The 22,773-nt window shown below is 70.8% G+C and carries 22 protein-coding genes and 1 pseudogene; 11 read left to right on the top strand and 12 right to left on the bottom strand.

The window, feature by feature from the left end:
- Positions 1 to 236 (top strand): annotated as a pseudogene (locus A9X05_RS08265) (hypothetical protein); the annotation flags it as partial.
- Here A9X05_RS08265 and disA read toward each other — a convergent pair.
- The 3 genes from disA to A9X05_RS08280 are packed head-to-tail and all read right to left on the bottom strand — an operon-like array spanning position 233 to position 3,359.
- On the bottom strand, positions 233 to 1,306 hold the full coding sequence (gene disA, locus A9X05_RS08270) for a DNA integrity scanning diadenylate cyclase DisA (protein ID WP_067780552.1): 1,074 nt from the start codon (positions 1,304 to 1,306) through the stop codon (positions 233 to 235). The pseudogene A9X05_RS08265 and the gene disA sit on opposite strands and share 4 nt — an antisense overlap.
- Positions 1,303 to 2,733 (bottom strand): DNA repair protein RadA, encoded by a 1,431-nt coding sequence (radA, locus tag A9X05_RS08275; protein WP_067747817.1) that lies wholly within the window; start codon positions 2,731 to 2,733, stop codon positions 1,303 to 1,305. Before radA ends, disA begins: the two co-directional genes overlap by 4 nt.
- A 59-nt stretch (positions 2,734 to 2,792) precedes the next feature.
- Positions 2,793 to 3,359: a hypothetical protein gene (locus tag A9X05_RS08280; protein ID WP_067747815.1), complete on the bottom strand. Its 567-nt coding sequence runs from the start codon at positions 3,357 to 3,359 to the stop codon at positions 2,793 to 2,795.
- Positions 3,360 to 3,656: 297 nt separating this feature from the next.
- Here A9X05_RS08280 and carD point away from each other — a divergent pair, with 297 nt between their 5' ends.
- Genes carD through A9X05_RS08310 form a run of 6 tightly spaced genes read left to right on the top strand, consistent with a single transcriptional unit; the run spans position 3,657 to position 8,698 of the window.
- On the top strand, positions 3,657 to 4,145 hold the full coding sequence (gene carD / locus A9X05_RS08285; RefSeq protein ID WP_003419482.1) for an RNA polymerase-binding transcription factor CarD: 489 nt from the start codon (positions 3,657 to 3,659) through the stop codon (positions 4,143 to 4,145).
- Positions 4,146 to 4,161: 16 nt separating this feature from the next.
- Positions 4,162 to 4,848 (top strand): 2-C-methyl-D-erythritol 4-phosphate cytidylyltransferase, encoded by a 687-nt coding sequence (gene ispD / locus A9X05_RS08290; RefSeq protein WP_067747813.1) that lies wholly within the window; start codon positions 4,162 to 4,164, stop codon positions 4,846 to 4,848.
- Entirely contained in the window at positions 4,845 to 5,324 is a 480-nt protein-coding gene (gene ispF, locus A9X05_RS08295; protein ID WP_067747811.1) for a 2-C-methyl-D-erythritol 2,4-cyclodiphosphate synthase, read from the top strand. The genes ispD and ispF overlap by 4 nt, the downstream gene beginning before the upstream one ends.
- Positions 5,325 to 5,372: 48 nt before the next feature.
- Positions 5,373 to 6,782: a cysteine--tRNA ligase gene (gene cysS / locus A9X05_RS08300; RefSeq protein WP_067747809.1), complete on the top strand. Its 1,410-nt coding sequence runs from the start codon at positions 5,373 to 5,375 to the stop codon at positions 6,780 to 6,782.
- Positions 6,783 to 7,715: a 23S rRNA (guanosine(2251)-2'-O)-methyltransferase RlmB gene (rlmB, locus tag A9X05_RS08305; protein WP_067747807.1), complete on the top strand. Its 933-nt coding sequence runs from the start codon at positions 6,783 to 6,785 to the stop codon at positions 7,713 to 7,715.
- Between the two features lie 38 nt (positions 7,716 to 7,753).
- Positions 7,754 to 8,698: a glycerophosphodiester phosphodiesterase gene (locus tag A9X05_RS08310; protein ID WP_067747847.1), complete on the top strand. Its 945-nt coding sequence runs from the start codon at positions 7,754 to 7,756 to the stop codon at positions 8,696 to 8,698.
- 2 nt (positions 8,699 to 8,700) lie between these two features.
- Here A9X05_RS08310 and A9X05_RS08315 read toward each other — a convergent pair whose 3' ends face one another.
- On the bottom strand, positions 8,701 to 10,098 hold the full coding sequence (locus A9X05_RS08315) for an NAD(P)/FAD-dependent oxidoreductase (protein ID WP_067747804.1): 1,398 nt from the start codon (positions 10,096 to 10,098) through the stop codon (positions 8,701 to 8,703).
- A gap of 179 nt (positions 10,099 to 10,277) precedes the next feature.
- On the opposite strand from A9X05_RS08315, the gene A9X05_RS08320 reads away from it, so the two are divergent.
- The gene (locus tag A9X05_RS08320) at positions 10,278 to 12,896 is read left to right on the top strand and encodes a LuxR C-terminal-related transcriptional regulator (protein WP_067747802.1); all 2,619 of its coding nucleotides are present in this window, start codon (positions 10,278 to 10,280) and stop codon (positions 12,894 to 12,896) included.
- A gap of 82 nt (positions 12,897 to 12,978) precedes the next feature.
- Positions 12,979 to 13,290, top strand: coding sequence for a DUF3303 domain-containing protein (locus tag A9X05_RS08325; RefSeq protein ID WP_067279019.1), 312 nt, complete (start codon positions 12,979 to 12,981; stop codon positions 13,288 to 13,290).
- On the opposite strand, the gene A9X05_RS08330 is transcribed toward A9X05_RS08325, so the two are convergent.
- The 7 genes from A9X05_RS08330 to A9X05_RS08360 are packed head-to-tail and all read right to left on the bottom strand — an operon-like array spanning position 13,287 to position 19,632.
- The gene (locus A9X05_RS08330) at positions 13,287 to 14,528 is read right to left on the bottom strand and encodes an SLC13 family permease (protein ID WP_067780554.1); all 1,242 of its coding nucleotides are present in this window, start codon (positions 14,526 to 14,528) and stop codon (positions 13,287 to 13,289) included. The genes A9X05_RS08325 and A9X05_RS08330 overlap by 4 nt on opposite strands.
- Before the next feature lie 15 nt (positions 14,529 to 14,543).
- The gene (locus A9X05_RS08335) at positions 14,544 to 15,461 is read right to left on the bottom strand and encodes an MBL fold metallo-hydrolase (protein WP_067780556.1); all 918 of its coding nucleotides are present in this window, start codon (positions 15,459 to 15,461) and stop codon (positions 14,544 to 14,546) included.
- A complete protein-coding gene (locus A9X05_RS08340; protein ID WP_067780558.1) occupies positions 15,461 to 16,219 on the bottom strand; it encodes a LamB/YcsF family protein in 759 nt (252 codons plus the stop codon). The genes A9X05_RS08335 and A9X05_RS08340 overlap by 1 nt, the downstream gene beginning before the upstream one ends.
- Positions 16,220 to 16,278: 59 nt before the next feature.
- A complete protein-coding gene (locus A9X05_RS08345) occupies positions 16,279 to 16,992 on the bottom strand; it encodes a sensor domain-containing protein (RefSeq protein WP_067780561.1) in 714 nt (237 codons plus the stop codon).
- Positions 16,993 to 17,028: 36 nt separating this feature from the next.
- Positions 17,029 to 17,889 carry a metal ABC transporter permease gene (locus A9X05_RS08350; protein ID WP_067747792.1) on the bottom strand — a complete coding sequence of 287 codons (861 nt, stop codon included), beginning with the start codon at positions 17,887 to 17,889 and terminating at the stop codon, positions 17,029 to 17,031.
- Complete coding sequence (locus tag A9X05_RS08355; protein ID WP_067747789.1) at positions 17,882 to 18,709, bottom strand: metal ABC transporter ATP-binding protein; 828 nt, start codon at positions 18,707 to 18,709, stop codon at positions 17,882 to 17,884. Before A9X05_RS08355 ends, A9X05_RS08350 begins: the two co-directional genes overlap by 8 nt.
- Positions 18,706 to 19,632, bottom strand: coding sequence for a metal ABC transporter solute-binding protein, Zn/Mn family (locus tag A9X05_RS08360; protein WP_067780564.1), 927 nt, complete (start codon positions 19,630 to 19,632; stop codon positions 18,706 to 18,708). The genes A9X05_RS08355 and A9X05_RS08360 overlap by 4 nt, the downstream gene beginning before the upstream one ends.
- Positions 19,633 to 19,761: 129 nt before the next feature.
- Here A9X05_RS08360 and A9X05_RS08365 point away from each other — a divergent pair, with 129 nt between their 5' ends.
- The gene (locus A9X05_RS08365) at positions 19,762 to 20,841 is read left to right on the top strand and encodes a LacI family DNA-binding transcriptional regulator (RefSeq protein ID WP_067747784.1); all 1,080 of its coding nucleotides are present in this window, start codon (positions 19,762 to 19,764) and stop codon (positions 20,839 to 20,841) included.
- Here A9X05_RS08365 and kstR read toward each other — a convergent pair whose 3' ends face one another.
- Positions 20,842 to 21,438: a cholesterol catabolism transcriptional regulator KstR gene (gene kstR, locus A9X05_RS08370; protein WP_067279200.1), complete on the bottom strand. Its 597-nt coding sequence runs from the start codon at positions 21,436 to 21,438 to the stop codon at positions 20,842 to 20,844.
- A 336-nt stretch (positions 21,439 to 21,774) separates the two neighbouring features.
- Here kstR and A9X05_RS08375 point away from each other — a divergent pair.
- Positions 21,775 to 22,773: acyl-CoA dehydrogenase family protein (locus tag A9X05_RS08375; protein ID WP_197498970.1), on the top strand; the 999-nt coding region annotated here is incomplete at its 3' end.

Raw genomic sequence — 22,773 nt, forward strand, 5'->3', positions numbered from 1 at the left:
TGACGACCGCGGTGACCTGGACGGGGATGGGGTCGGCTCCGCACTGCCCGCTGCCGCGGCCGGCGATCGGGCCGGGCACCTACAACCTCGTCGTGCAGCTGGGCAACCTGCGTTCGCAGCCGGTGCCGTTCATCATGAACCAGCCGCCTCCGCCGCCGGGCCCGGTGCCCGGGCCGGGTCAGCCCGCGGCCGCGCCGCCGCCCGAGGCCCCACCGGCCCCGGTCCCCGCCGGTTAACTTAGCGGGTCGGCGATAGTCGACTCCGCGAGCTGCGACAGTCCCTCGCGCACGTGGCGGGCCCACATCGCGCCGATGCCCTCGACCGATTGCAGGTCGCCGGCGCTCGCAGCCAGCAGGCCCTGCAGCGTCCCGAACGATCGGACCAGTAGGTCGGAGTGGGCGAACTGCAGTCGCGGGATGCTGGCCAGCGCACGGTAGCCGCGGGGGCTGACCGCCGAGTCCTGCGCCTCGGCGGTGGTCGGGTAGCCGAAAACCTTTGCCAGCGCGGTGAGTTCGAGCAGCTCGGTGTCCGAGAGCGCGTCCAGCTCGTCCAGGGTCGCCGTCATCTGCGCCTTGGACAGCGGCTCCGGGCTGGCGTGGTAATCGCGGACGGTCAATTCCCGCGCGACGTCGTTGCCGCCCAGCAGCTCGTCCAGCTGCAGCCGCAGCTGACGCCCGTCGGTGCCCAGCTCGACGACGTCGTCGTCGATCACCAGGCCGATCCGCCGCACCAGCTCGAGCCGCTGCACCACCGTCATGACGTCGCGCAGCGTGACGAAGTCCTCGATCTCGGCCAGCGACAGCTGCCTGCTGACCTCGTCGAGCCTGGTCTTGTACCGCTCCAGGGTCGCGATCGCCTGGTTGGCCCGGGACAGGATGGTCGCGGAATCGGCCACCACGTGGCGTTCACCGCCCACGTAGACGGTCACGATGTTCATCGAATGGCTGACCGAGATCACCGGATAACCGGTCTGAATCGCCGCCCGTTCCGCCGAGCGATGCCGCGTTCCCGATTCGTCGGTAGGTATCGACGGATCCGGCACCAGCTGCACGTTGGCCCGCACGATGCGGCTGCCGTCGGTGGACAGCACCACGGCGCCGTCCATCTTCGCCAGCTCCCGCAGCCGGGTCGGCGCGTACCGGACGTCGAGGGCGAAGCCGCCGTCACAGATGGCCTCGACGTTCTCGTCGTTGCCGAGGACGATCAGCGCACCGGTGCGGCCGCGCAGGATGCGCTCCAGGCCGTCGCGCAGCCCGGTCCCCGGCGCAAGGCGGGCGACGGTCTCACGCAGTGTCGGACGAGTCACAGCGTGTCATTGTGCGGCCCCGGGGCGTTTTGCGTCCAGCCAGTGCGCGGCCGGGCGATGGCTTTCATGTGTTGCAGCGCCGCGGCGATGGTCGGTGCGCGCAGCGCCCGCATCCCATTCGGCACGATCTCGCGCCGCGGGTCGTCGCCGTCGGGGATGAGCGCGATGCTGAATCCCTGACGCGCGGCCTCGCCCAGCCGCCGTTCCATGCCGCCGACCCGTCGCAGGTCGCCCGCCAGCCCCACCTCGCCGATCATCACCGCGGTCGTCGGCAGCGGCAGGTCGGCGTAGGCCGACGCCAGCGCCATCGCGACGGCCAGATCCGAGGAGGGATCGGTCAACCGCATGCCGCCCACGGTGGACAGGTAGATGTCGTTGACACCGACGGCCAGCCTGCCGTGCTTCTCCAGCACGGCGCTGATCATCGCGGCCCGGGAGTGGTCGATCCCGCTGACGGCGCGGCGCGGCGAGCCGCCCCCCGGCGTCGCGAGCAGCGCCTGCACCTCCCCGATGAGCGGTCGCTTGCCGTCCAGCGTCACAGTGATCGCGGTCCCGGCGACCGGCGCGGGCCGCTGATCGAGGAAGAGGTTCGACGGATCCGACACGTCCTCGATCCCGTTGTCGTGCAACAGGAAACAGCCAACCTCGTCGGCCCCGCCGAATCGGTTCTTGACGCCCCGAACCATCCGCAGCGACCCGTTGCGGTCACCCTCGAAATGCAGCACCACGTCGACAAGGTGTTCCAGCGAGCGCGGTCCCGCGATGGCCCCGTCCTTGGTGACGTGGCCGACCAGGATCAGCGCGACGCCGTTGGCCTTCGCGGCCGCGGTCAGGGCGGCGGTGACGGCGCGCACCTGAGTGACGCCACCGGCGACGCCGTCGGCCTCGGTGGTGGACATGGTTTGCACGGAGTCGACGATCACCAGCGCGGGCTGCACCGTCGCGATGTGGTCCAGCACCGTGTGCACGTCGGATTCGGCGGCCAGGTAGACCTCGTCGGCGCCGCAGCCGGTCCGGTCGGCGCGCAGCCGGATCTGCCCGGCCGACTCCTCACCGGAGATGTACAGCGCACGCCGGCCCGAAAGCGCCCAGCGGTGGGCCACCTTGAGCAGCAGCGTCGACTTGCCCACGCCCGGATCACCCGCCAGCAGCGTGACCGAACCGGGCACCACGCCGCCCCCGAGCACCCGATCGAGCTCGCCGATCCCGGTCGAGCGGTGCCGGCTGGCGTTGGGCTCGACGGAAGTGATCGGGACCGGCCGCGAGGCCGAAGCGGCCGCGACGGCCGCGCGACGGCCGCCGACCGCACTCAGCACCGGCACCTCGTCCACCGCTCCCCAGGTGCCGCACTCCATGCAGCGGCCCACCCACTTCGCCGTGACGTGCTGGCATTCGGAGCAGCGATATTGGGAGCGCGGATTTGCCACGCCATGACGGTATCGAGCCGGTACGACAAATCCCGGCTATGACAGGCGGTCGCCGCCGCCTAGCTTGGCTGCGCGGGTGCCAGCCCGGCCGAAACCGGCACCAGCACCGTGGCCTGACCGGCCTTCTCGAAATTGAACGTGAAGTTGTACAGCAACCCGTTGCTGATCGGCTTGGCCAGCATCACGGTCGCCTTGGCCGCGTTGCTCGAGCCCATCGGGCCGGGCGCCACCTTCTGGCCCTCCGGCGTGCCGATCAACAACATGCCGCCCGGGGGCAGCCGACCATCGCCGCTCAGGGTCACCGAGCCGACGTCGCTGGTGATGCTCACCAGCCTGTCCGGCATGTCCGGCGACTGGTTGATGGCCACCAGCAGGAGGTCCACCGCCTGCCCGGGCTGCACGAAGGCGCCCGTCTGCGGCGCCTGCATGCGGATGTCGCGCAGCGCCACATTGTTGATGGTCACCTTGTTGCCGTTGATCGCGGGCTCCTGCACGGCCATCTGCGAGACCTGGCCGGCCCCGCAGCCGCTGAGGAGCATCGCGACCACCGCGATGAGGCCGACGAGCGACGCCCGGATGGTCAGCGCCGGCGCGCGGAGGGGGAGGCCGATCTCGAAGCGGTTCACTCAATGCCTCCTGCTGGGCCGGTTCGACGGATGCAACTATGCACAGTAGTAGGAAGGTTTCGCGCGCGGTAGCGCGGGGCTTGGGACCAGCCAGGGAGGCCATATCCGGTGCTCCGTCGGGGCGCTCAGGGGCCGCTCTCAGGGCCGGAATAAGGCAGGGGTAATGTGCGTCACTGCACGTTCTGCTCCCCCTGTCAACCCCTAATCTGCGCGTGTTGTGCCCCTGACCTGCATCGTTGCTCCGCGCGCGATTGGGCGGCCGTGTTAGACTGAAGTAACGAAAGGGGCTCGAATCAGATGATCTTCAAGGTCGGCGACACCGTTGTTTACCCGCATCACGGTGCTGCGTTAGTCGAGGCGATTGAAACCCGCACCATCAAAGGGGAACAAAAGGAATATCTCGTCTTGAAGGTGGCGCAGGGAGACCTGACAGTTCGAGTGCCTGCCGAGAACGCCGAATACGTGGGTGTCCGCGACGTCGTGGGCCAGGAAGGCCTCGACAAGGTCTTCCAGGTTCTGCGCGCTCCCCACACCGAAGAGCCCACCAACTGGTCGCGCCGGTATAAGGCCAACCTCGAGAAGCTGGCCTCCGGTGACGTCAACAAGGTGGCCGAGGTAGTACGCGACCTGTGGCGTCGCGACCAGGAACGCGGCCTGTCCGCCGGTGAGAAGCGCATGCTGGCCAAGGCCCGCCAGATTCTGGTCGGTGAATTGGCCCTCGCCGAGAGCACCGACGACGCCAAAGCGGAAACCATCCTCGACGAGGTTCTGGCCGCCGCTTCCTGAAGGCCCTGACGCTTCGGTGGTCACGGGGACCGACTCCTCGGGCACGGTCGTCGCAGTGGTTCCGGCCGCAGGGTCGGGGGAACGACTCGGCGCCGGCATTCCGAAGGCATTTTGCGAGGTTGACGGGCGCACCCTGCTGGACCGCGCCGTCGGCGGTTTGCTGGCCTCCGAAGTCGTCGACCACGTGGTGGTCGCCGTCCCGGCGCCCATGGTCGACGAGGCCAAGCGATCCCTGGGCGAACGGGCGACGGTCGTCGCAGGCGGGGCCGACCGCACGACCTCGGTGAGCCTGGCGCTGGCGGCCGTCGCCGGTGACCCCCAGTTCGTCCTGGTGCACGACGCCGCCCGCGCCCTGACACCCCCCGCGCTGATCCTGCGCGTGGTGGACGCCCTACGGGCCGGGCACGACGCCGTCGTGCCCGCGCTGCCGCTGCATGACACCATCAAGGCCGTGGACGCCAACGGTGTGGTCCTGGGCACGCCCGAGCGGGCCGGCCTGCGCGCCGTGCAGACCCCGCAGGGCTTCGCGCTCGACCTGCTGCTGCGCGCGTATCAACGGGCCGGCACGGCCGAGTTCACCGACGACGCTTCGCTCGTCGAGCATGTCGGGGGCCAGGTCCAGGTCGTCGACGGCGACCCGCTGGCGTTCAAGATCACCACTCCGCTCGACCTGGTGCTGGCCGAAGCGATCGTGCGCCGGTGAACGGCGTGCCGCGCGTCGGGCTGGGCGTCGACGTGCACCCGATCGAGCCGGGCCGGCCCTGCTGGCTGGTGGGCCTGCTCTTCCCCGACGCCGACGGCTGCGCCGGCCACTCCGACGGCGACGTGGGCGCGCACGCGCTGTGCGACGCGCTGTTGTCGGCCGCCGGTCTGGGCGACATCGGCGCCGTGTTCGGAGTCGACCAGCCGCGGTGGAAGGGCGTCAGCGGTGCCGACATGCTGCGCCACGTCGCCGAGTTGGTGACGCGAGACGGTTTCCGCGTCGGAAACGCCGCCGTCCAGCTGGTCGGCAACCAGCCGAGAGTCGGTCCGCGGCGCGCCGAGGCGCAGCGCGTGCTCTCGGAGCTGCTGGGGGCACCGGTCTCGGTGTCGGCGACGACGACCGACGGGCTGGGCCTGACGGGTCGCGGTGAGGGCCGCGCCGCCATTGCCACCGCGTTGGTCGTCCCCGGCGGCTAGGGCGCGCAGCGCCGGGCGACGGCGAACCACCCGGTAAGCTGGCACGTCGTGACCGATCGCGCCCGCTTGCGGCTACACGACACGGCAGCCGGCGCCGTGCGTGATTTCGTCCCGCTGCGCGAGGGCCACGTCTCCATCTACCTGTGTGGCGCCACCGTCCAGGGCCTGCCGCACATCGGCCATGTCCGCAGCGGCGTGGCCTTCGACATCCTGCGCCGCTGGCTGATGGCGCGCGGCTGTGACGTCGCGTTCATCCGCAACGTCACCGACATCGAGGACAAGATCCTGGCCAAGGCCGCGGCGGCGGACCGGCCGTGGTGGGAGTGGGCGGCCACCTACGAGCGCGCGTTCAGCGCCGCCTACGACGCCCTGGACGTGCTGCCGCCGTCCGCGGAACCCCGCGCCACCGGGCACATCACCCAGATGGTCGAATTAATGGACCGCCTGATCGAAACCGGCCACGCTTACGCGGCGAGCGGGGACGTCTACTTCGACGTGCTGAGCTATCCCGAGTACGGGCAACTGTCGGGGCACAAGGTCGACGACGTCCATCAGGGCGAGGGCGTGGCGACCGGCAAGCGTGACCAGCGTGACTTCACCCTCTGGAAGGGCGAGAAGCCCGGCGAGCCGTCGTGGCCCTCGCCCTGGGGCCGCGGGCGTCCGGGCTGGCACCTGGAATGCTCGGCGATGGCACGCACCTATCTGGGGCCCGAATTCGACATCCATTGCGGCGGCATGGATTTGATTTTCCCGCACCACGAGAACGAGATCGCGCAGAGCCGCGCCGCCGGCGACGGATTCGCCCGCTACTGGCTGCACAACGGCTGGGTCACCATGGGCGGCGAGAAGATGAGCAAGTCGCTGGGCAACGTGCTGGCCATCCCGGCGTTGCTGCAGCGCGTCCGGCCGGCGGAGCTGCGCTACTACCTGGGCAGCGCGCACTACCGCTCGATGCTGGAATTCTCCGACACCGCCCTACAGGACGCGGTGAAAGCCTATGTGGGCGTTGAGGAATTCCTGCACCGTGTCCGCGTTCGGGTCGGCGGCGTCGAGCCGGGCGAGTGGACTTCGCGGTTCGCCGAGGCGCTCGACGACGACTTGGCGGTCCCGGCAGCACTGGCCGAGGTGCACCACGCCCGGGCCGAGGGCAACCGGGCCCTCGACTCCGGCGACCACGACGGGGCCCTGCAACACGCCCGGTCGATCCGCGCCATGATGGGGATCCTCGGCTGCGACCCGCTCGACGAGCGCTGGGAAACCCGCGACGAGACGTCGGCCGCGCTCGCCGCGGTCGAGGTGCTGGTGCGGGCCGAACTGGAGAATCGGGAAAAGGCCCGCGAGCAACGCAATTGGGCGCTCGCCGACGAGATTAGGGACCGGCTGAAGCTCGCCGGCATCGAGGTCACCGACACCGCCGACGGGCCGCAGTGGTCGCTGCAGGCAGGTCAGACCCCGTAAATGGCCGGCAATTCGCGCCGGCGCGGCGCAATACGCAAGGCGGGCACCAAGAAGGGGCCCACCGTGGGCTCGGGCGGCCAGCGCCGGCGCGCGCTGGAGGGGCGCGGTCCGACACCCCCGGCGCACCTGCGACCCAACCATCCCGCCGCCAAGCGCGCCCAGTCGCCGGCGCGGCGTCCCACCAAGCGGCCCACCGACGAGACGGAAACGGTGCTCGGCCGCAACCCGGTGCTGGAGTGCCTGCGCGCCGGCGTCCCGGCGACGGCGCTCTACGTGGCCCTGGGCACCGACGCGGACGAGCGGGTCACCGAGTCCGTCGCCCGCGCAGCGGATTCGGGCATCTCGATCCTCGAGGTGCCGCGCGCCGACCTGGACCGGATGACGAGCAACCACCTGCATCAGGGCATCGCGCTGCAGGTCCCGCCGTACAACTACGCCCACCCGGACGACCTGTTGGCGACCGCGATCAACTCCCCGCCCGCGCTGCTGGTGGCGTTGGACAACATCTCCGATCCGCGCAACCTGGGCGCGATCGTGCGTTCGGTCGCGGCGTTCGGCGGACACGGCGTGCTGATCCCGCAGCGGCGTTCGGCGTCGGTGACGGCGGTCGCCTGGCGCACCAGCGCGGGAGCCGCGGCCCGCATCCCGGTGGCTAGGGCCACCAATCTCACCAGGACGCTGAAGGATTGGGCCGACCGCGGGATCCGGGTTATCGGCCTGGACGCCGAAGGCGACACCGTGGTCGACGACCTGGACGGCGCCGACCCGCTGGTGGTGGTCGTCGGCTCGGAGGGCAAGGGACTGTCGCGGCTGGTGCGGCAGAACTGCGACGAAGTCGTGTCCATCCCGATGGCCGGGCACGCCGAATCGCTGAACGCCTCGGTGGCCGCCGGGGTGGTGCTCGCCGAGATCGCCCGGCAGCGCAGGGTTTAACTCCAGTGCGCCGCTGGCCCGCGCGCCTCGGCGCGGTCCTGGCCGTGGTCGGTCTCCTCGCGTCGCCCGCGGCGGCCGCCCAAGTCGACGGATTCGACCTGCAGGCCCACCGCGGCGGCCGAGGCGAGACCACCGAGGAGTCGCTGCGGGCCTTCGCGAAATCGCTCGAATTGGGCGTCAGCACACTCGAACTCGACATCAACATCACCCGAGACGGGCAACCGCTGGTGTGGCACGACCCGACGATCGACGCAGAGAAGTGCGCCGACACCGGCCCCGCGTTCGCCGGTGATCCGCAGTACCCCTACGTCGGAAAGTTGGTGCACGAGCTCACTGTGTCCCAGATCCGCACCCTGGACTGCGGACGCCGGCTGGCCGAGTTTCCCGACGCCGAGGTGGTGCGGGGCAACAAGATAGCCGTCCTACCGGAGGTGTTTGCGCTTGCCGATTCCTACCACGCCGCGGTTCGCTACAACATCGAGACGAAGGTGGCGGCCGACCACCCCGGGACTTCGGCCGAGCCCCAACAGTTCGTCGACGTGATACTGGCCGCCGTGCGCTCGGCCGGCAAGGTCGGCCAGGTGGAGATCCAGAGCTTCGACTGGCGGACCCTGCCGTTGGTTCGCCGGGCCGAGCCGTCGATCCCGTTGGTGGCGTTGTACAACGAAGAGACCTGGGCGCCCGGTTCGCCGTGGCCGGCGGGTGAGAACCCCGCCGCCATAGGTGACCCGATGGTCGGGGCGAAGCTGGTGGGCGCGGACATCGTCTCGCCCCGGTACCAGCTGGTCACCGGCGGGTCCTACGTCGATCGCGCGCATGCGCTTGGGCTGCAGGTGATCCCGTGGACGGTCGACGATGCGGCCACCATGCGCGAACTGATCGCCGACGGGGTCGACGGGCTCATCACCGACTACCCGACGCTGTTGCGCCGCGTGCTGACCGAACTCGGGATGCCGCTGCCGCCCGCCTACCACCGGACTTAGCGTCAGGGCGCCGCGTCCACCAGGGCGCCGGCGGGCGCGACCGGGGAATCGATGCCGGGCCGGCGCCCGCGGGCGGCGCGCCAGATCATGTTCGGGCGCAACAACCGCGTCGCGGGTTCGACCAGCGAGGTCACCCTGATGAACTGATTCAGCGCCGCGGTGTCGGTTTCGGCCGCCGTCAGGACCCGGTCGACGTACTTGTTGAACACCCGCGCGACCAGCGGTGGGGTGCCGTTGATTTCGGGCAGGGCAAGGTCGGGGTTGGTCGACAGCTGCCAGGCCTGGCGGATCGGCGCCGCCGCGGCGCGGAAGAAGCGCCGGGCCAGATCGTCGGTGCCGGCGGACAGGCAGTCGCGCAGCGCCAACGCCTCGAGCGCGGCGACCGTCATGCCCTGGCCGTAGACCGGGTTGAAGCTGCAGATCGCGTCGCCGATGACCAGCAGACCCTCGGGGAAGCGCCGCAGCTTGTCGTAGCGGCGCCATCGGCTGCACGGCGTCCGGTGGCGCACCGGATCCCCGATGGGTTCGGCGGCCCGCACCGCGGCGAGCAGGTGCGCCGGCGCGCAGTCCGCGACGAAATCACACATCTCGGCGAGGTCGAGCCCCGTGGGCTCGTGGCCGGCCACCCCCATCACGGTGAGCAGCCAGGTGTCGTCCTCGCAGTGCAGCAGCCCGCAACCCCTCGGCCTGCCCGGCACGATGCCGACGAGGAAGCCCAGCTCCCGCGGCGCCTCCGCCCTCATGCGCAGCGCTTGGCTCGCGTAGGTCAGCTGGACGTCGACGCGATCCTCACGCGGGCGCTCATACCCCAGGTGGTCCAGCCAGGTCGGGGTGCGGGCGGCACGCCCGGTGGCATCGACGACCAAGTCGGCGGGCAGCGTGATGGGCTCGCCGGTGCGCCCGCAGACCACCCGCACTCCGGTGACGCGGCGACGGTCCGGGGTCGACACCGGGCCGAGGATGAAGTGCTCGTCGAGCAGGGTGACGTTGGGAATCTCGCGCAGCCGGGTGCGGACGTGGTCTTCGAGGAAGGGCCGCGTCGCGCTGTAGGCGGTGAGCCCGGGGGCGCTGCCGCGCCGCGCCATCAGGTGCCCGCCGATGTCGTAGTAGAGCTCGGAGAGGTCATGGCCGTCGAAGTGGCGCGCGCCGTCGCTGACCATCTCGTCGAGGACGCCGGGGAACATCCCCTCGATCACCTGTGCTCCCCGGGCCAGCAGGGCGTGCAGGTGCCGGCCCTGCGGCACCCCGCGGCGAGGGGCGTGCGCGTCGGGCAGCGGGTCACGCTCCACGACCGTCACCGTGTCGAAGAAGTCGGCAAGCGATCGCGCGGCCAGCAAACCGGCCATGCTCGCCCCCAACACCACCGCGTGACTGCCGATCTTGGTCTTGATGTCGGACATGGCACTCCGCCTTTCTGACCGCTGGCTGACAAATGCCATGCTCACAGCGCTCGGCGGGCGCCGATAGCGTAGTCGGGTACGCGAGTTGGGATCGCCCGCCGGACACCGGCCGGTCGACGCGCACGCGAAACGGTGGCAATCCGGCCCGCGCGGTGCCGCCGCGCGGATATAGTCGCCGCGTGATCGGCGGCGACCAGCTGATTGGGCGCGACAGCGAGTTGGCAACCATTCGCCGCGCCCTGAGCGGGGCTGACCAGCACTCCGGGGTGCTGATCGCGGGCGCCGCCGGGCTGGGCAAGACTCGGTTGGCCCGCGAAGCGCTGCGGCGTGCCGGGGCATCGGGCGAACGCATCCAGTGGATCGTCGGCACCCAATCGGCCCAGTCGTTGCCACTCGGGGCGTTCATCGGCCTACTGGGCGAAGGCATGTCGGATCCGCTGACCAGCGTCCGGCGCGTGATCGAGTCGTTTGTCGCGCGGCAACGCCGCGGCCGAGTGGTGGTCGGAGTCGACGACGCGCACCTGCTGGATGGGTTGTCCGCGCTTGTGATTCACCAGCTGGCGCAGTCCGGCGGGGTCCGGCTGGTGGTCACGGTCCGCTCCGGCAGCGAAGAGCCCGATGCGGTGACGGCGCTGTGGAAGGACGGTTTGCTCCATCGCCTGGATCTGGAGCCACTTTCGGCCACGGCGACGCGCGAGGTGATCGAGCGCACGCTAGGCGGCCCGGTGGATGCGCGTTGTGCGGAGCGGTTCCGGCGGCTCACCGGGGGGAACACGCTGTTTCTTCGGCAGCTGCTGAGCGATCAGATGGCGGCCGGGCGGGTGCGGCAGGTGGCCGGGGTGTGGATGTGGGACGGCGACGTCGCGGTCTCGGCCAGCTTGTCCGACACGGTGGGACGCCAGCTTGGCCGCCTGAGCCCGCCGGTGGCGCTGGTGGTCGACACGCTGTCGCAATGTGAGCCGCTGCCCGTTGACGTGTTGTGCGACTTGGTGTCCCGCGAGGATTTGGTGGCGGCCGAAGCCATGGGCCTGGTGAACGTCGAACGCACCGCCGGCGGGCTGATGGCCCGGCTCGCGCACCCGCTGTTCGGTGAGCTTCGCCGCGCGGGCGCGGGCGAGATGTATCTGTCGAAGGTCCGCGGCCGCTTGGCGACCCGGCTGGCGCGCGACGGTGACGCAGACATGCAGGCCACGGTGCGCCGGGCGTTGCTGAGCCTCGAGTCGGATCTGGACCCGCAACCCGGGCTGTATCTGGAATCGGCGCGGCACGCGATGACACTGCTGGACCTGGAGTTGGCCGACCGGCTCGCCAACGCCGCGGCGCAGGCCGGGGCGCCGGGGGCGGCCGGCGTGCGGGCGATGAACCTGATCCTGCTCGGCCGCGGCGAGCAGGCCGAGGGCGCGTTGCGCGCGATCACCGAAAGCGATCCGCCGGATCGCCACTACTGGGCGACCCTGCGCGCGGCCAACCTGGTCTGGATGCTCGGCAGGCCGGCGGACGCCGCGGCGATTCTCGACGACCTGGCCGCGGCCGAGGAGACGCCGGCACAGGTCGCCGAGCGGTTGGCGGTGCAGGCGTGCCTGGATGCGGTCGCCGCGCGCTGCGGGGTCGCCGCCGAAAGGGCAAGGGCCGCATTGGATTCGGAACAGCTGCCGGACTTCCACGCGATGATGGCGTCGCTTGCGTTGATCATGGCCATGGGCGCGTTGGGGCAGGTCGACTGCCTGGCGATCGTGGCCGGGCAGGCGTTGCGCCGCGCGACGACGTCGTTCGAGGCGTCGCACATGCGGTTCTGGTTCGGCGCGGTGTACGGCCGGGCATGCCGGCTGACGGGCCGCATCGACGAATTCGTCGGCTTCGCAAAGGAGGTGGCCGACTCCGCGCGCGACATCCCGGGTCTGGCCTATGCGAACCTGGCCCTGCTGCTCGGAAATGCCGACCTGGCCCGCGGGGCGGTGGCCGACGCGGTGCGGCTGGTACACGAAGCGCTGGCCGGAGCCCAAATACACGCCACCACAAGTGGTTTGCGCCCGGCAAGCTACTTCGCGCTCGCCGAGGCGCACGGCAAGCTCGGGCACGCCGCGGAGGCGAACGATGCGGCCGCGGGGGCGCGATCGTGCGTGCCGGCCGACTACTTCTTCATGCATACCGGCTTGTCACTGGCCGACGGGTGGGCGCTGGCGACCGGCGGGCGCCTGGGCGAGGCCGTGGCGACGGCGCAGGCGGCCGCGCGAGTCGCCCGCGACCGCGGCCAGCCGACCCACGAACTGGCCTGCATACAGGCGGCGGCGCAGTGGGGTGACGCCTCGGGCGCCGGACGGGCCCGCGCGCTGGCCGACACGCTGGCGCTGCCGCTGGCCGATGCCATCGCTTCGCACGCCGAGGCCCTGCGGGCAGGGAACGGTGAGGGCCTCCTCGCGGTTTCGGCCGCCTACCGGGCGATCGGTGACCGGGCCGCGGCCGCCGACGCGGCGGCACAGGCCTCCGTCGCGTTCGTCGAAGGACAGCAGCACAAGCGCGGGCTTTATGCGTCGGCATTGGCCGGCGAGCTTGCCGAGGAGTGCGGCGGTTTGTGCACGCCGGCGTTGCGGACTCCGGCGGGTCTCAAACTCTCGGGTCGCCAGCGCGACGTCATCGAGCTGGTCGTGGCCGGCCTGTCCAACCGTCAGATCGCCGAGAAGTTGGTGATGTCGGTGCGCACCGTGGAGGGCCACGTTTACCGGGCCTGTCAGCGGGTTGGCGCCCAGTCCCGCGAGGAACTCGCGTCGATCATCCGATCGGGACCGGGGTCCGACTGACGGTATTCGAGTAGGCGACTACTCGTGCGCTTGGCGGAAACCGGTCATACCGTTGCGATCTCAACGAGAAAAGGAGAGCGCAATGAAGTACGTAGTGGCGTGGACATACCGCCTGAACGGCACCGCGGCCGAGAACGACGAAAGCCTGCGACGGGGCCTGGCCGCGTACTCGAAGTGGTCTCAACCGCAGACCACGACCTATCACCAGTTCGTCGGCCGCATCGACGGCGGCGGTGGATTCGCGGTGGTGGAATCCGACAATCCGGCCGACTTGGTCGAGACCACAAGCCAATTCGCCACGATCCTGGATTACCAGATCTATCCCGTTGTGGACATCGCCGAAGCCGCGCAGGCGCTGCAGCAGGGCGTGGAGTTCAGGGAGGCGATCGGCTAGGCGCCGAACACCCGCGCCGACGCCCACAGTGCGAGCACCGCGAGCACCAGGGACACCGGCACGGTACACACCCCGAGGCGGGTGTATTCGCCGACGCCGGCGTCGACGTCGTGCTGGCGAAGCACCCGCCGCCACAACAGGTTCGACAGCGAACCGACGTAGGTCAGGTTCGGTCCGATGTTGACCCCGAGCAGCACGGCCAGGATGGCGACCGGCCCGCTCGGCGCGACCAGTGGCAGCAGCACCAGGGTGGCGGGCAGGTTGTTGACCACGTTGGCCAGCACGGCGGCCACCGCCGCGATGGCGAGCAATGCCGGCAGCGTCGAACCGGACGGCAGCACCGCCGACATCGCCTTGTCCATGCCGTTGACCATCACCGCCCGCACGACCACGCCCAGCGCGAGCACGAACACCAGGAACGACACGTGGGCCGACCGCGCGATGTCGACCACCGAGGTATGCCGGCGGCTCAGGCTGCGCACCGCCAGCACCGCCGCGCCCGCGAGGGCGACCCAGGCCGGGTCCACGTCGACGGACTGGGCCACGGCGAACCCGGCCAGCGTCAGCCCCACGACCACCAGCACGAGCACCGGCGGCCGGGGCGCCGGCCCGGGTTGCTCCGGATGGGGCTGCACGCGCAGGTCGCCGGCGAAGAACCAGCGGAATACCGCGTAGAGCGTGACCACCACACCCACCCACGGCAACGCCATCAACAGCGTGAACCGGGTGAACGAAAGGTGGGCGGTGTGAAACGCCAACAAATTGGTCAGATTCGACACCGGCAGCAGCAGGGAGGCTCCGTTGGCCAGGTGCGCGGTGGCGTAGGCGTACGGGCGCACCGGGGTCCGCAGCCGACGGACGGCGGCCAGCACCACCGGGGTCAGCAAGACCACCGCGGTGTCCAGGCTCAGCACGGCGGTGATCAACGAGGCGATGACGAACACCCGCCGCAGCAGCCTCCCCGACCCGACGCTCCCGCGCGTGATCGCCGCACCGGCCGCCTCGAACAGGCCTTCGTCGTCGCACAGCTTGGCGAGCACCAGCACAGCGCCCAGGAACCCGACCACCCCGGAAAGCCCGGCCACCTCCTCGGCCGCCTGACGCACCGATATCGCGCCGACGGCGATCAGGATGAGGGCCGCGGGAACCGCCGCGACCGCCTCCGGCAGGCCCCGCGGGCGCACGACGGCGAAGGCCAGGACGGCAGCCAGCAGCACCAGCGCAAGGGTCAAGGTCAATGTATTGAACCCGCCTCAGGCCCAGGGGTTTTCGCGTCGCCACACGGTGGGCAGGTGCAGCCCGACACCATCCGCCGCGGCCAACTCGTCGAGGATGCGGACGGAGGAGTCCAGGTCGTCGCCCGCGTAGGGCAAGGCCCGCAGCGGTTTTGACAGCGGCCGGAAGAAATCGTCCCAGTGAATCATGATCACCCGGCGCGCCCCCACCGCGCGCACGGTCTCGGTCCAGTAGTCGGTCAAGTACGACCTGGGCTGTAGTCCCAACTGCCCGACCGACAGGTAGACGGCATCGGCGTGGTGACCGGCCAGCGCACCCTTGACGAATCCGGCGCTGCCCTGGATCAGCAACCGCCGGTCCGTCGGCCGGTGGTGGACCAACGTCGACCAGGACTCCCCGCAGCGGTAGGCGGACGCCTTGACCGGCGGGGTCAGCGGCGTGTCGATCGTGCCGGGAAAGCGGTCCGGCGGGCAATGATGGGACTCCACCAGGGTCACGTCGTACGCGCCCAACGTCATTGGCTCACCGCTGGTGGCGATCACGATACGGTCCTCGGGCAGCCCGTAGCCACGCCCGACGTTGGCCGCCGACCGCCCGCCCACCAGTCGCGCGCCGGTGCGGTCGGCGACGAGCGCGGAATCCAGCGCGTGATCGATGTGGGTGTGCACCGGGATGACCGCCTCCAGCGCTGACACGTTGGCCCGCGCCAGGCAGGCGTCCACGCGGGCGGCCGACGGCGCCACCTTGCCGGCGGCCACCCGGGCCAGGCTCGGCCGGGAGAAGTAGCCGTCGGTCAGCAGGGCCGACGAGCCGTCGTCGATCAGCAGCGTCGCCACGCCCAGCCACGTCGCCGATAGGGCCCCGGCTCTGGCGGGCGGCGCGTCGAACCGATCCGCATACCGCGCGATGTCGGGCCGACCGAGTTTGAGCCGCATCAGCTGAACGCCCCGATCTCGACGCCCGCGGCCTCCAGCCCGTCGCGCACGGCCTCCGCGATCTGCACCGCGCCGGGCGAATCGCCGTGCACGCAAACCGATTCCGCGGTGATCGTGACCGGGGTGCCGTCGATGGCGGTGACCCGGCCGGAGGTCACCATGCCGACCACGCGGTCGGCGATCGCCGACGGGTCTGCAAGCACCGCGCCGGGTTCGCGGCGGGAAACCAACTGGCCGTCCGGCCGGTAGGCGCGGTCGGCGAACGCCTCGGCCACCGTGCGCAGACCGCGGAACGCGGCCTCGTCGAAGAACGCCGAACCCGCCATGCCCAGCACCGGCAGCGCCGGGTCCACCATCCGCACCGCCTCGGCGACCGCGGCCGCCTGGTCGCGGTCGGTCACAATCGTGTTGTACAGCGCGCCATGGGGTTTGACGTAGGACACGGCCGAGCCGGCCGCGCCGGCGAGCGCCTGCAGCGCGCCAATCTGATACGCCACGTCGGCGATCAGGTCCTCGGCGGCGACGTCGATGAAGCGCCTGCCGAACCCGGCCAAGTCGCGATAGCTCACCTGCGCCCCGATGCGGACGCCGCGCTCGGCGGCCGAGCGGCAGACCCGCAGCAGGCCGGCGGGGTCCCCGGCGTGAAACCCGCACGCCACGTTGGCGCTGGTGACGATCCCCAGCATCGCGTCGTCGTCACCCAGGCGCCAGACGCCGAAGCTTTCGCCCAGGTCGGCGTTGAGGTCGATACCGGCCACCCGTCCAGCTTATGGGGCGGCGCCGGCGCCACCCGGAGAGGCGGTCGCCTTTGCCGTCGCTACCGGGTGACGACCGCGGCCGCGATCTGCTGGGCGACGTCGACCGCGGCCGCCCCGGGCAGGAAGGACCCGCAGGCGGCCACGTCGATGACGATGTTGTTGCGCGCGGTGAGCGCGCGCTGGCACCGCCAGCCATCCGGGCTACCGACCTGCTCTTCCGACGTGCTCATCGTGCCGCCCACCTTGTGGGAATCGGCCACCGCCCACGCGATCTCGGGCTGCCCCGGGGGACGGTCGACGAATCGGCGGTTGGCGCAGGCCGACCACCTCCGGACCGATGCGTCGTAGAACGCGTTGGCCTGCCTGGCCGTTGGGTAGGAGATCACGGCCTGGTTGACGGAGTCGTTGCGCACATTGGGGTCGTCATAGCTGTCGTCGAGTCGTTCGCCGCGCACCGCGGTCCAGCCGGTGTCCGCGTATACGGCCTGTTGGGCGGGCCCGGCCATGGCCAGGCAGCTCCTCTCGCTGAACGTCTGGCTGGAGTCCCACATGTCCTGCGTGCGATACCGGAGCCGCATTCCCGCACCCAGGATGTCGTTGACTTTGCCGTCGTCGAGCAGCAGCCCGTCCAGGGCGGTGACGGCCACCGGGGCCTGCGACAGCGGACCGCGGGTGTCCGCGGGCGCGGCGCTTCCGCCGACGACGGTGGTGCAGCCGGCCGTGAGGGCGCACAACGCCGCCTGCAGGACGATCGCGATTTGCCTACGCACCAGAGCCTTTCGGACGCGGGCCCGTCTGTGCCGACCAGCTTAGGCGGCGACCTCCTGTCGACGCCCCAGCGACCAGCAGACCAGGTAGATCAGGAAGGAAATCCCCGCGACGAAGACGGACACCGGTACGCCGGGCGCCAGCGACAGCACGATGCCGCCCACGGCGGAGACCTCGGCGAAGACGACCGAGGCCACCATCGCCGCCGCCGGCGAGGCCACCACCCGGGCGGCCGCCGCCGCCGGCGTGATCAGCAACGACATCACCAGCAGCGCACCCACGATCTGCACGGCCTGCGCGGCCACCACGCCGACCAGGGCGGCGAACACGATGCCCAGCGCCCGAACCGGCACGCCGCGGGCCGCCGCGACGTCGGGGTCGACGGTGGCGAACAACAGCGGGCGGTAGCACGTCGCGATGACGGCAAGGACGAGCAGGCAGACCAGCGCCAGCATGCCCAGCCCGGTGTAGCCGACGCCGACGATCTGCCCGGTGAGCAACGCGAAGCTGGTCGCGGTCCGGCCCGGGTAGAGGTAGATGAACAGCACCGCCAGGCCCAGCCCGAAGGCCAGCACCACGCCGATGACCGAGTCGCGTTCGCGGGCGCGCCGGCCCAGCACGCCGAACAGCGCGGCCGCCAAAGCGCTGCCGACCAGGGCGCCCAGCCCCACCTCGACGCCGACCAGCAGCGCGAAAGCCGCTCCCGTCAACGACAGTTCGCTCGAGCCGTGCACGGCGAACGACATCTGCCGCATCACGATGAACGGCCCGATCAGCCCGGCCACCAGGCCAAGCAGCGCGGCGGCGAGCAGCGCCTGCTGGACGAAGTCGTGGCGCAGTAGGTGGGCGGTGACGTCGAAGTCGAGCAGGTGGGCCAGCACGCCGGTCAGCCGGTTATTCACCGTGGGCCCAGTCGGTCGTCTCACCGACCACCACGTAGCGGTCCTTGACCTTGACCACCGCGATGTCGGCTCGGTAGAGCGTCGAGAGCGTCTCGGTGGTCATCACCTCGTCGACGGTGCCGATCCGGAACCGTCCGTCGACCAGATAAATCAGTCGGTCGACGTACGGCAGGATCGCGTTGAGGTCGTGGGTGACGACGATGACGGCGGTCCCGGCATCCCGGCGGCGACGGTCGATCAGCGCGGACACCAGCTTGGCGTTCGCCGGGTCCAGGGCCAGCAGCGGCTCGTCGCACAGCAGCAGCATCGGGTCGCTGACCAGCGCCTGCGCGACGCGGATCCGCTGCAGCTCGCCGCCGGACATCACGCCCACCCGGACGTCCGCCAAGTGTTCGGCGTTGACCTGTCGCAGCGCCTCGGCCACGGTTGCGCGGCGGCGGGCGCGGTCGGCGGATCTGCGCGGCATGCCGCCCCAACGATGCCCGTCGACGCCGAGCCGAACCAGGTCGCGTCCCCGAAGCATCACGTCGGAGTCCATCGGTCGGTGTTGCGGCACGTAGCCGACGCGTCCGCTGCCGGAGTGCATCGGCTCTCCGTCCACCAACGCGACACCGGCGGACAACGGCAGCTGCCCCAGCAGCACCTTCAGCAACGACGTCTTGCCGCTGCCGTTGGGGCCGAGGACGGCGATGAATTCGCCGGGCGACACGGACAGGTCGAGGTGGTCCCACAGCACCCGGTCGCCGAACGCCAGCCGCGCACCGCGCAGCGAGACGGTATCCGGTCGGCTGTCGACCGCGCGGACCGCGTCGAGGCTCACGGTTGCACTGACCGGCGCGATTGGAGCGCGGCCAGCAGCTGGTTGACCGTGTTGCGCTGCCACGTCAGGTAATCCGTGCCGTCGGGCAGGGTCTCGCTCACTTCGGTCACCGGCACGCCCGCGCGCCGCGCGGCGTCCCGCACGCCGTTGATCGCGGGGGTCGACGTCTGCGGGTTGACCAGCACCACCGACACCTGACGATGGTCGATCAGGTCGAGCACGAACGCCATGTCGGCAGGCGAGGGGTCCGTCTCGTTCTCGTTGGCCGCGGTGAAGGCGGCCGGTGTGCGGTTGACCAGACCGGACGCCTCCAGCAGGTAGTGGCCGACGGGTTCGGTCGCGATGACCCCCGTGCCGGGGTAGGCGCTGGCGATGGCGTGTTCGGAGATGGCGATCGCGTCGGCGCCGCGGCAGAAGCCCGCGGCGTTGGCCCGGTAGTCGGCGGCGTTGGCGGGATCGATGGCGGCCACACGGTCGGCGATCGCGAAGGCGACCGATTTGGCGACGTCGAGGTCGTAGAAGACGTGCTCGTTGGCCGGCTGCTCGGCCGAGTCCCTGTGGAACGAATAGGCGCCGATCGCTTTCACGCCGGGGTGGCCGGCGAGCACCTGGTCCACCCAGGGGTCATAACCGCCACCGTTGTACACCACCAGGGTGGCGTCGGTGATGGCCGCGGCGTCCGCGGGGCTGGCTTGATATGAGTGCGGGTCGGTGTCGCCCCCGGTCAGGATGGACTTCACCGCGAGGTGACGGCCGGTGACGGCGCTAGCCACGCTGCCCCAGACGCCGGTCGAGGCGACGATGGCGGCCGCCCGCGGGTGTGCCGGGCCGCCGCAGCCCGTGCCCGCGGCCAGCAGGATCAGCACGGATGGCAGCCAGCGCAGCGCGCCGGCCACCGCGATTCGTCCCCGCGTCAGCGCCATGCGTGCGTCCGATGTCCTCTCGCCGGCCGGTCGGCCGACCCATAATACTAATGAAAATCGTTTCCATTACAAAGCGGCGAGTGGAAGCCGCTTAGGCGCGCATCCGGATTCGCTGTAGCGTCACCGATTGTGAGTCCCGCACCACGCCGGCGTGCGACTCTGGCGTCGTTGGCGGACGAACTGAAGGTTTCGCGCACCACGATCTCCAACGCCTTCAACCGGCCGGATCAACTCTCGGCCGACCTACGCGAACGCGTGCTCGCGACGGCCAAGCGGCTGGGGTACGCGGGTCCCGACCCGGTGGCGCGCTCGCTGCGCACCCGGAAGGCCGGCGCGGTCGGCCTCGTGATGGCCGAGCCGCTCACTTACTTCTTCAGCGATCCGGCGGCGCGGGACTTCGTCGCCGGAGTCGCGCAGTCCTGCGAAGAGCTGGGGCAGGGCCTGCTGCTGGTGGCCGTCGGGCCCGGCCGCAGCATGGAGGATGGGACGGGCGCCGTGCTCGGCGCCGGGGTGGACGGCTTCGTCGTGTATTCGGTGTGCGACGAGGACCCGTACCTTCAGGTCGTCCTGCAGCGCCGATTGCCGGTCGTGGTCGTCGACCAGCCGAAGGGGCTCTCCGGCGTGTCCCGGGTGGGGATCGACGATCGGGCGGCGATGCGTGAGTTGGCCGACTACGTGCTGGGGCTGGGGCACCGCGAGATCGGGCTGCTGACCATGCGGCTGGGCCGGGACCGCCGACAGGGTCTGGTGGATGCTGAGCGGTTGCGGTCACCGGCGTTCGACGTGCAGCGCGAACGCGTCATCGGCGTGTGGGAGGCGATGTCGGCCGCCGGTGTCGACCCCGATGCGCTGACCGTGGTGGAGAGCTACGAGCACCTGCCTGAGTCCGGGGGAACCGCCGCCAAGGTGGCCCTGGAGGCCAACCCCCGCATCACCGCGTTGATGTGCACGGCGGACATCTTGGCGCTCTCGGCCATGGATTACCTTCGCGCACATGGCATTTACGTCCCCGGGCAGATGACCGTCACCGGTTTCGACGGCGTGCCCGATGCGATCGGCCGGGGGTTGACGACGGTGGCCCAGCCGAGCCTGCAGAAGGGCCGCCGGGCGGGGGAGTTGCTGTTGCGTCCGCCGCGGTCGGGCCTGCCGGTCGTCGAGGTGCTGGACACGGAGTTGATCCGCGGCCGCACCGCCGGTCCGCCGGCTTAGCTAAGAGTCCTGATCCCCGATCAGCAACCGCACGGCCAGATCCAGCCGCTTGCTGACGTCGGTGGCCGAGGCCCGCCGGGTGAGCCAGGCGAGCAGGTTGGACAGCCACACGTCGGAGATCACCCGGGCGATGTGGTACTGGTCCTCGGTCGGTTCGCCGTCGGCCATCGCGCGGGCGAACATGGAGTCGATCAGCTTCTCGACCTGGTCGACCTCGCTGGCCGCCGACGCGTCGGCGAACACGTAGGCGCGCGTCATGGCCTCGGTGAGCAGCGGATTGCGCTGCATCGCGCGGTTGAGCTTGCCGACCATGAAGTTCAGCCGCTGAAACGGCGTTCCCCCGGCGACCGACGACCGGTCGGTCTTGGCGTCGATCCGGCTGAACTCCCGGCCCAGGGCCGACACCAGCAGGTGCACCTTCGACGGGAAATACCGGTACAGCGTGCCTACCGCCACGTCGGCGCGGTCAGCGACGGCGCGCATCTGGACCGCCTCGTAGCCACCCTTCGACGCGATCGCCATGGTGGCGTCCAGGATCCGCTTGCGGCGCTCCCGCTGTGCTTCCGAGCCGAGTTCGGACTCCGCCAGTACCGCCACGTTCATCACCTCACGCGGCTGCGAGTCTGAACCGCGGCTCGCGTTGGCCCTCGAGTTGGCACTGGCTGGCATATCGCGGGTTGCTCCTGTTCCTGGCGGCTCGCTTGCAAACGATACGCATGCTGAGTGTGAATTTCCCACCTCCGTACCGCCGGGACAGCCGCGTGTGCTGCTGTGATGACGTTCGACTTGACGGTCGATCGCTGGCACTATTAGAACACGTTCTAGTCTGCGACGAGGCGGGTTGCGCAGCGACCCGAGCCGAGCAGGAGAATCGAGAGCTAGGGGTCGTAGGCCCCGAGTCATGTCGAGTCAACGGACGTGGAGGTCCCGAGGGTGGTAGCGACCGTCACAGACGAGCAGTTCGCCGCGCGCGCCCTGGTGCGCGACTGGGCCCGCAATTCGACGTCGGGGCCGGGCGGGACGACGGCGATCCGCGAGGTCGAGCAGGGCGACGCCGACGCGTGGCGCCCGGTCTTCGCCCGCCTTGCCGAGCTGGGCATCTTCGGCGTCGCGATCGCCGAGGAGCATGGCGGCGCCGACGGCAGCGTCGAGGACTTGTGCGCGATGGTCGAGGAGGCGGCCAAGGCGCTGGTTCCCGGCCCCGTCGCGACGACCGCGCTGGCGACGCTCGTCGTCACCGACCCCGAACTGCTGGCGGCGCTGGCCGCCGGCGAACGCTTCGCCGGGCTGGCGCTCGAGGGTGACGCCCAGTTCGATGGCCAGCGCGCCTCCGGCACCCTGCCGCTCGTGCTGGGCGCCGCCGACGGCGGCGTCCTCCTGCTGCCGGCCGGCGACGAGTGGCTCCTCGTCGACACCGAGAGCGACGGCGTGCAGGTCGAGCGGCTGGAGGCGACCGATTTCTCCCGCCCGTTGGCCAGGGTGGTGCTGACGTCGGCGCCGGCCGCCGTCGTGTCGGAGTCGCGTCGGCGCGTCGACGAACTGGCGGCCACCGTGCTGGCCGCCGAAGCGGCCGGCCTGACCCGCTGGGCGCTGGACACCGCCGTCGACTACGCCAAGGTCCGCGAGCAGTTCGGCAAGCCGATCGGCAGCTTCCAGGCCGTCAAGCACCTGTGCGCCGAGATGCTGTGCCGCGCAGAGCAGACCGAGGTGGCCGCCGCCGACGCCGCCCGCGCCGCGGCCGAGCCCGATCCGGACCAGTTCGCCATCGCGGCCGCGCTGGCCGCGAGCATCGGCATCACGGCGGCCAAGGCCAACCTCAAGGACTGCATCCAGGTGCTCGGCGGCATCGGCTGCACCTGGGAGCACGACGCGCACCTGTACCTGCGGCGGGCGCACGCGATCGGCCGGTTCCTCGGCGGCGCCGAGCGCTGG

Origin of the sequence: Mycobacterium sp. E3298, from assembly GCF_001666895.1 — a bacterium.
Taxonomy (GTDB): Bacteria; Actinomycetota; Actinomycetes; order Mycobacteriales; family Mycobacteriaceae; genus Mycobacterium.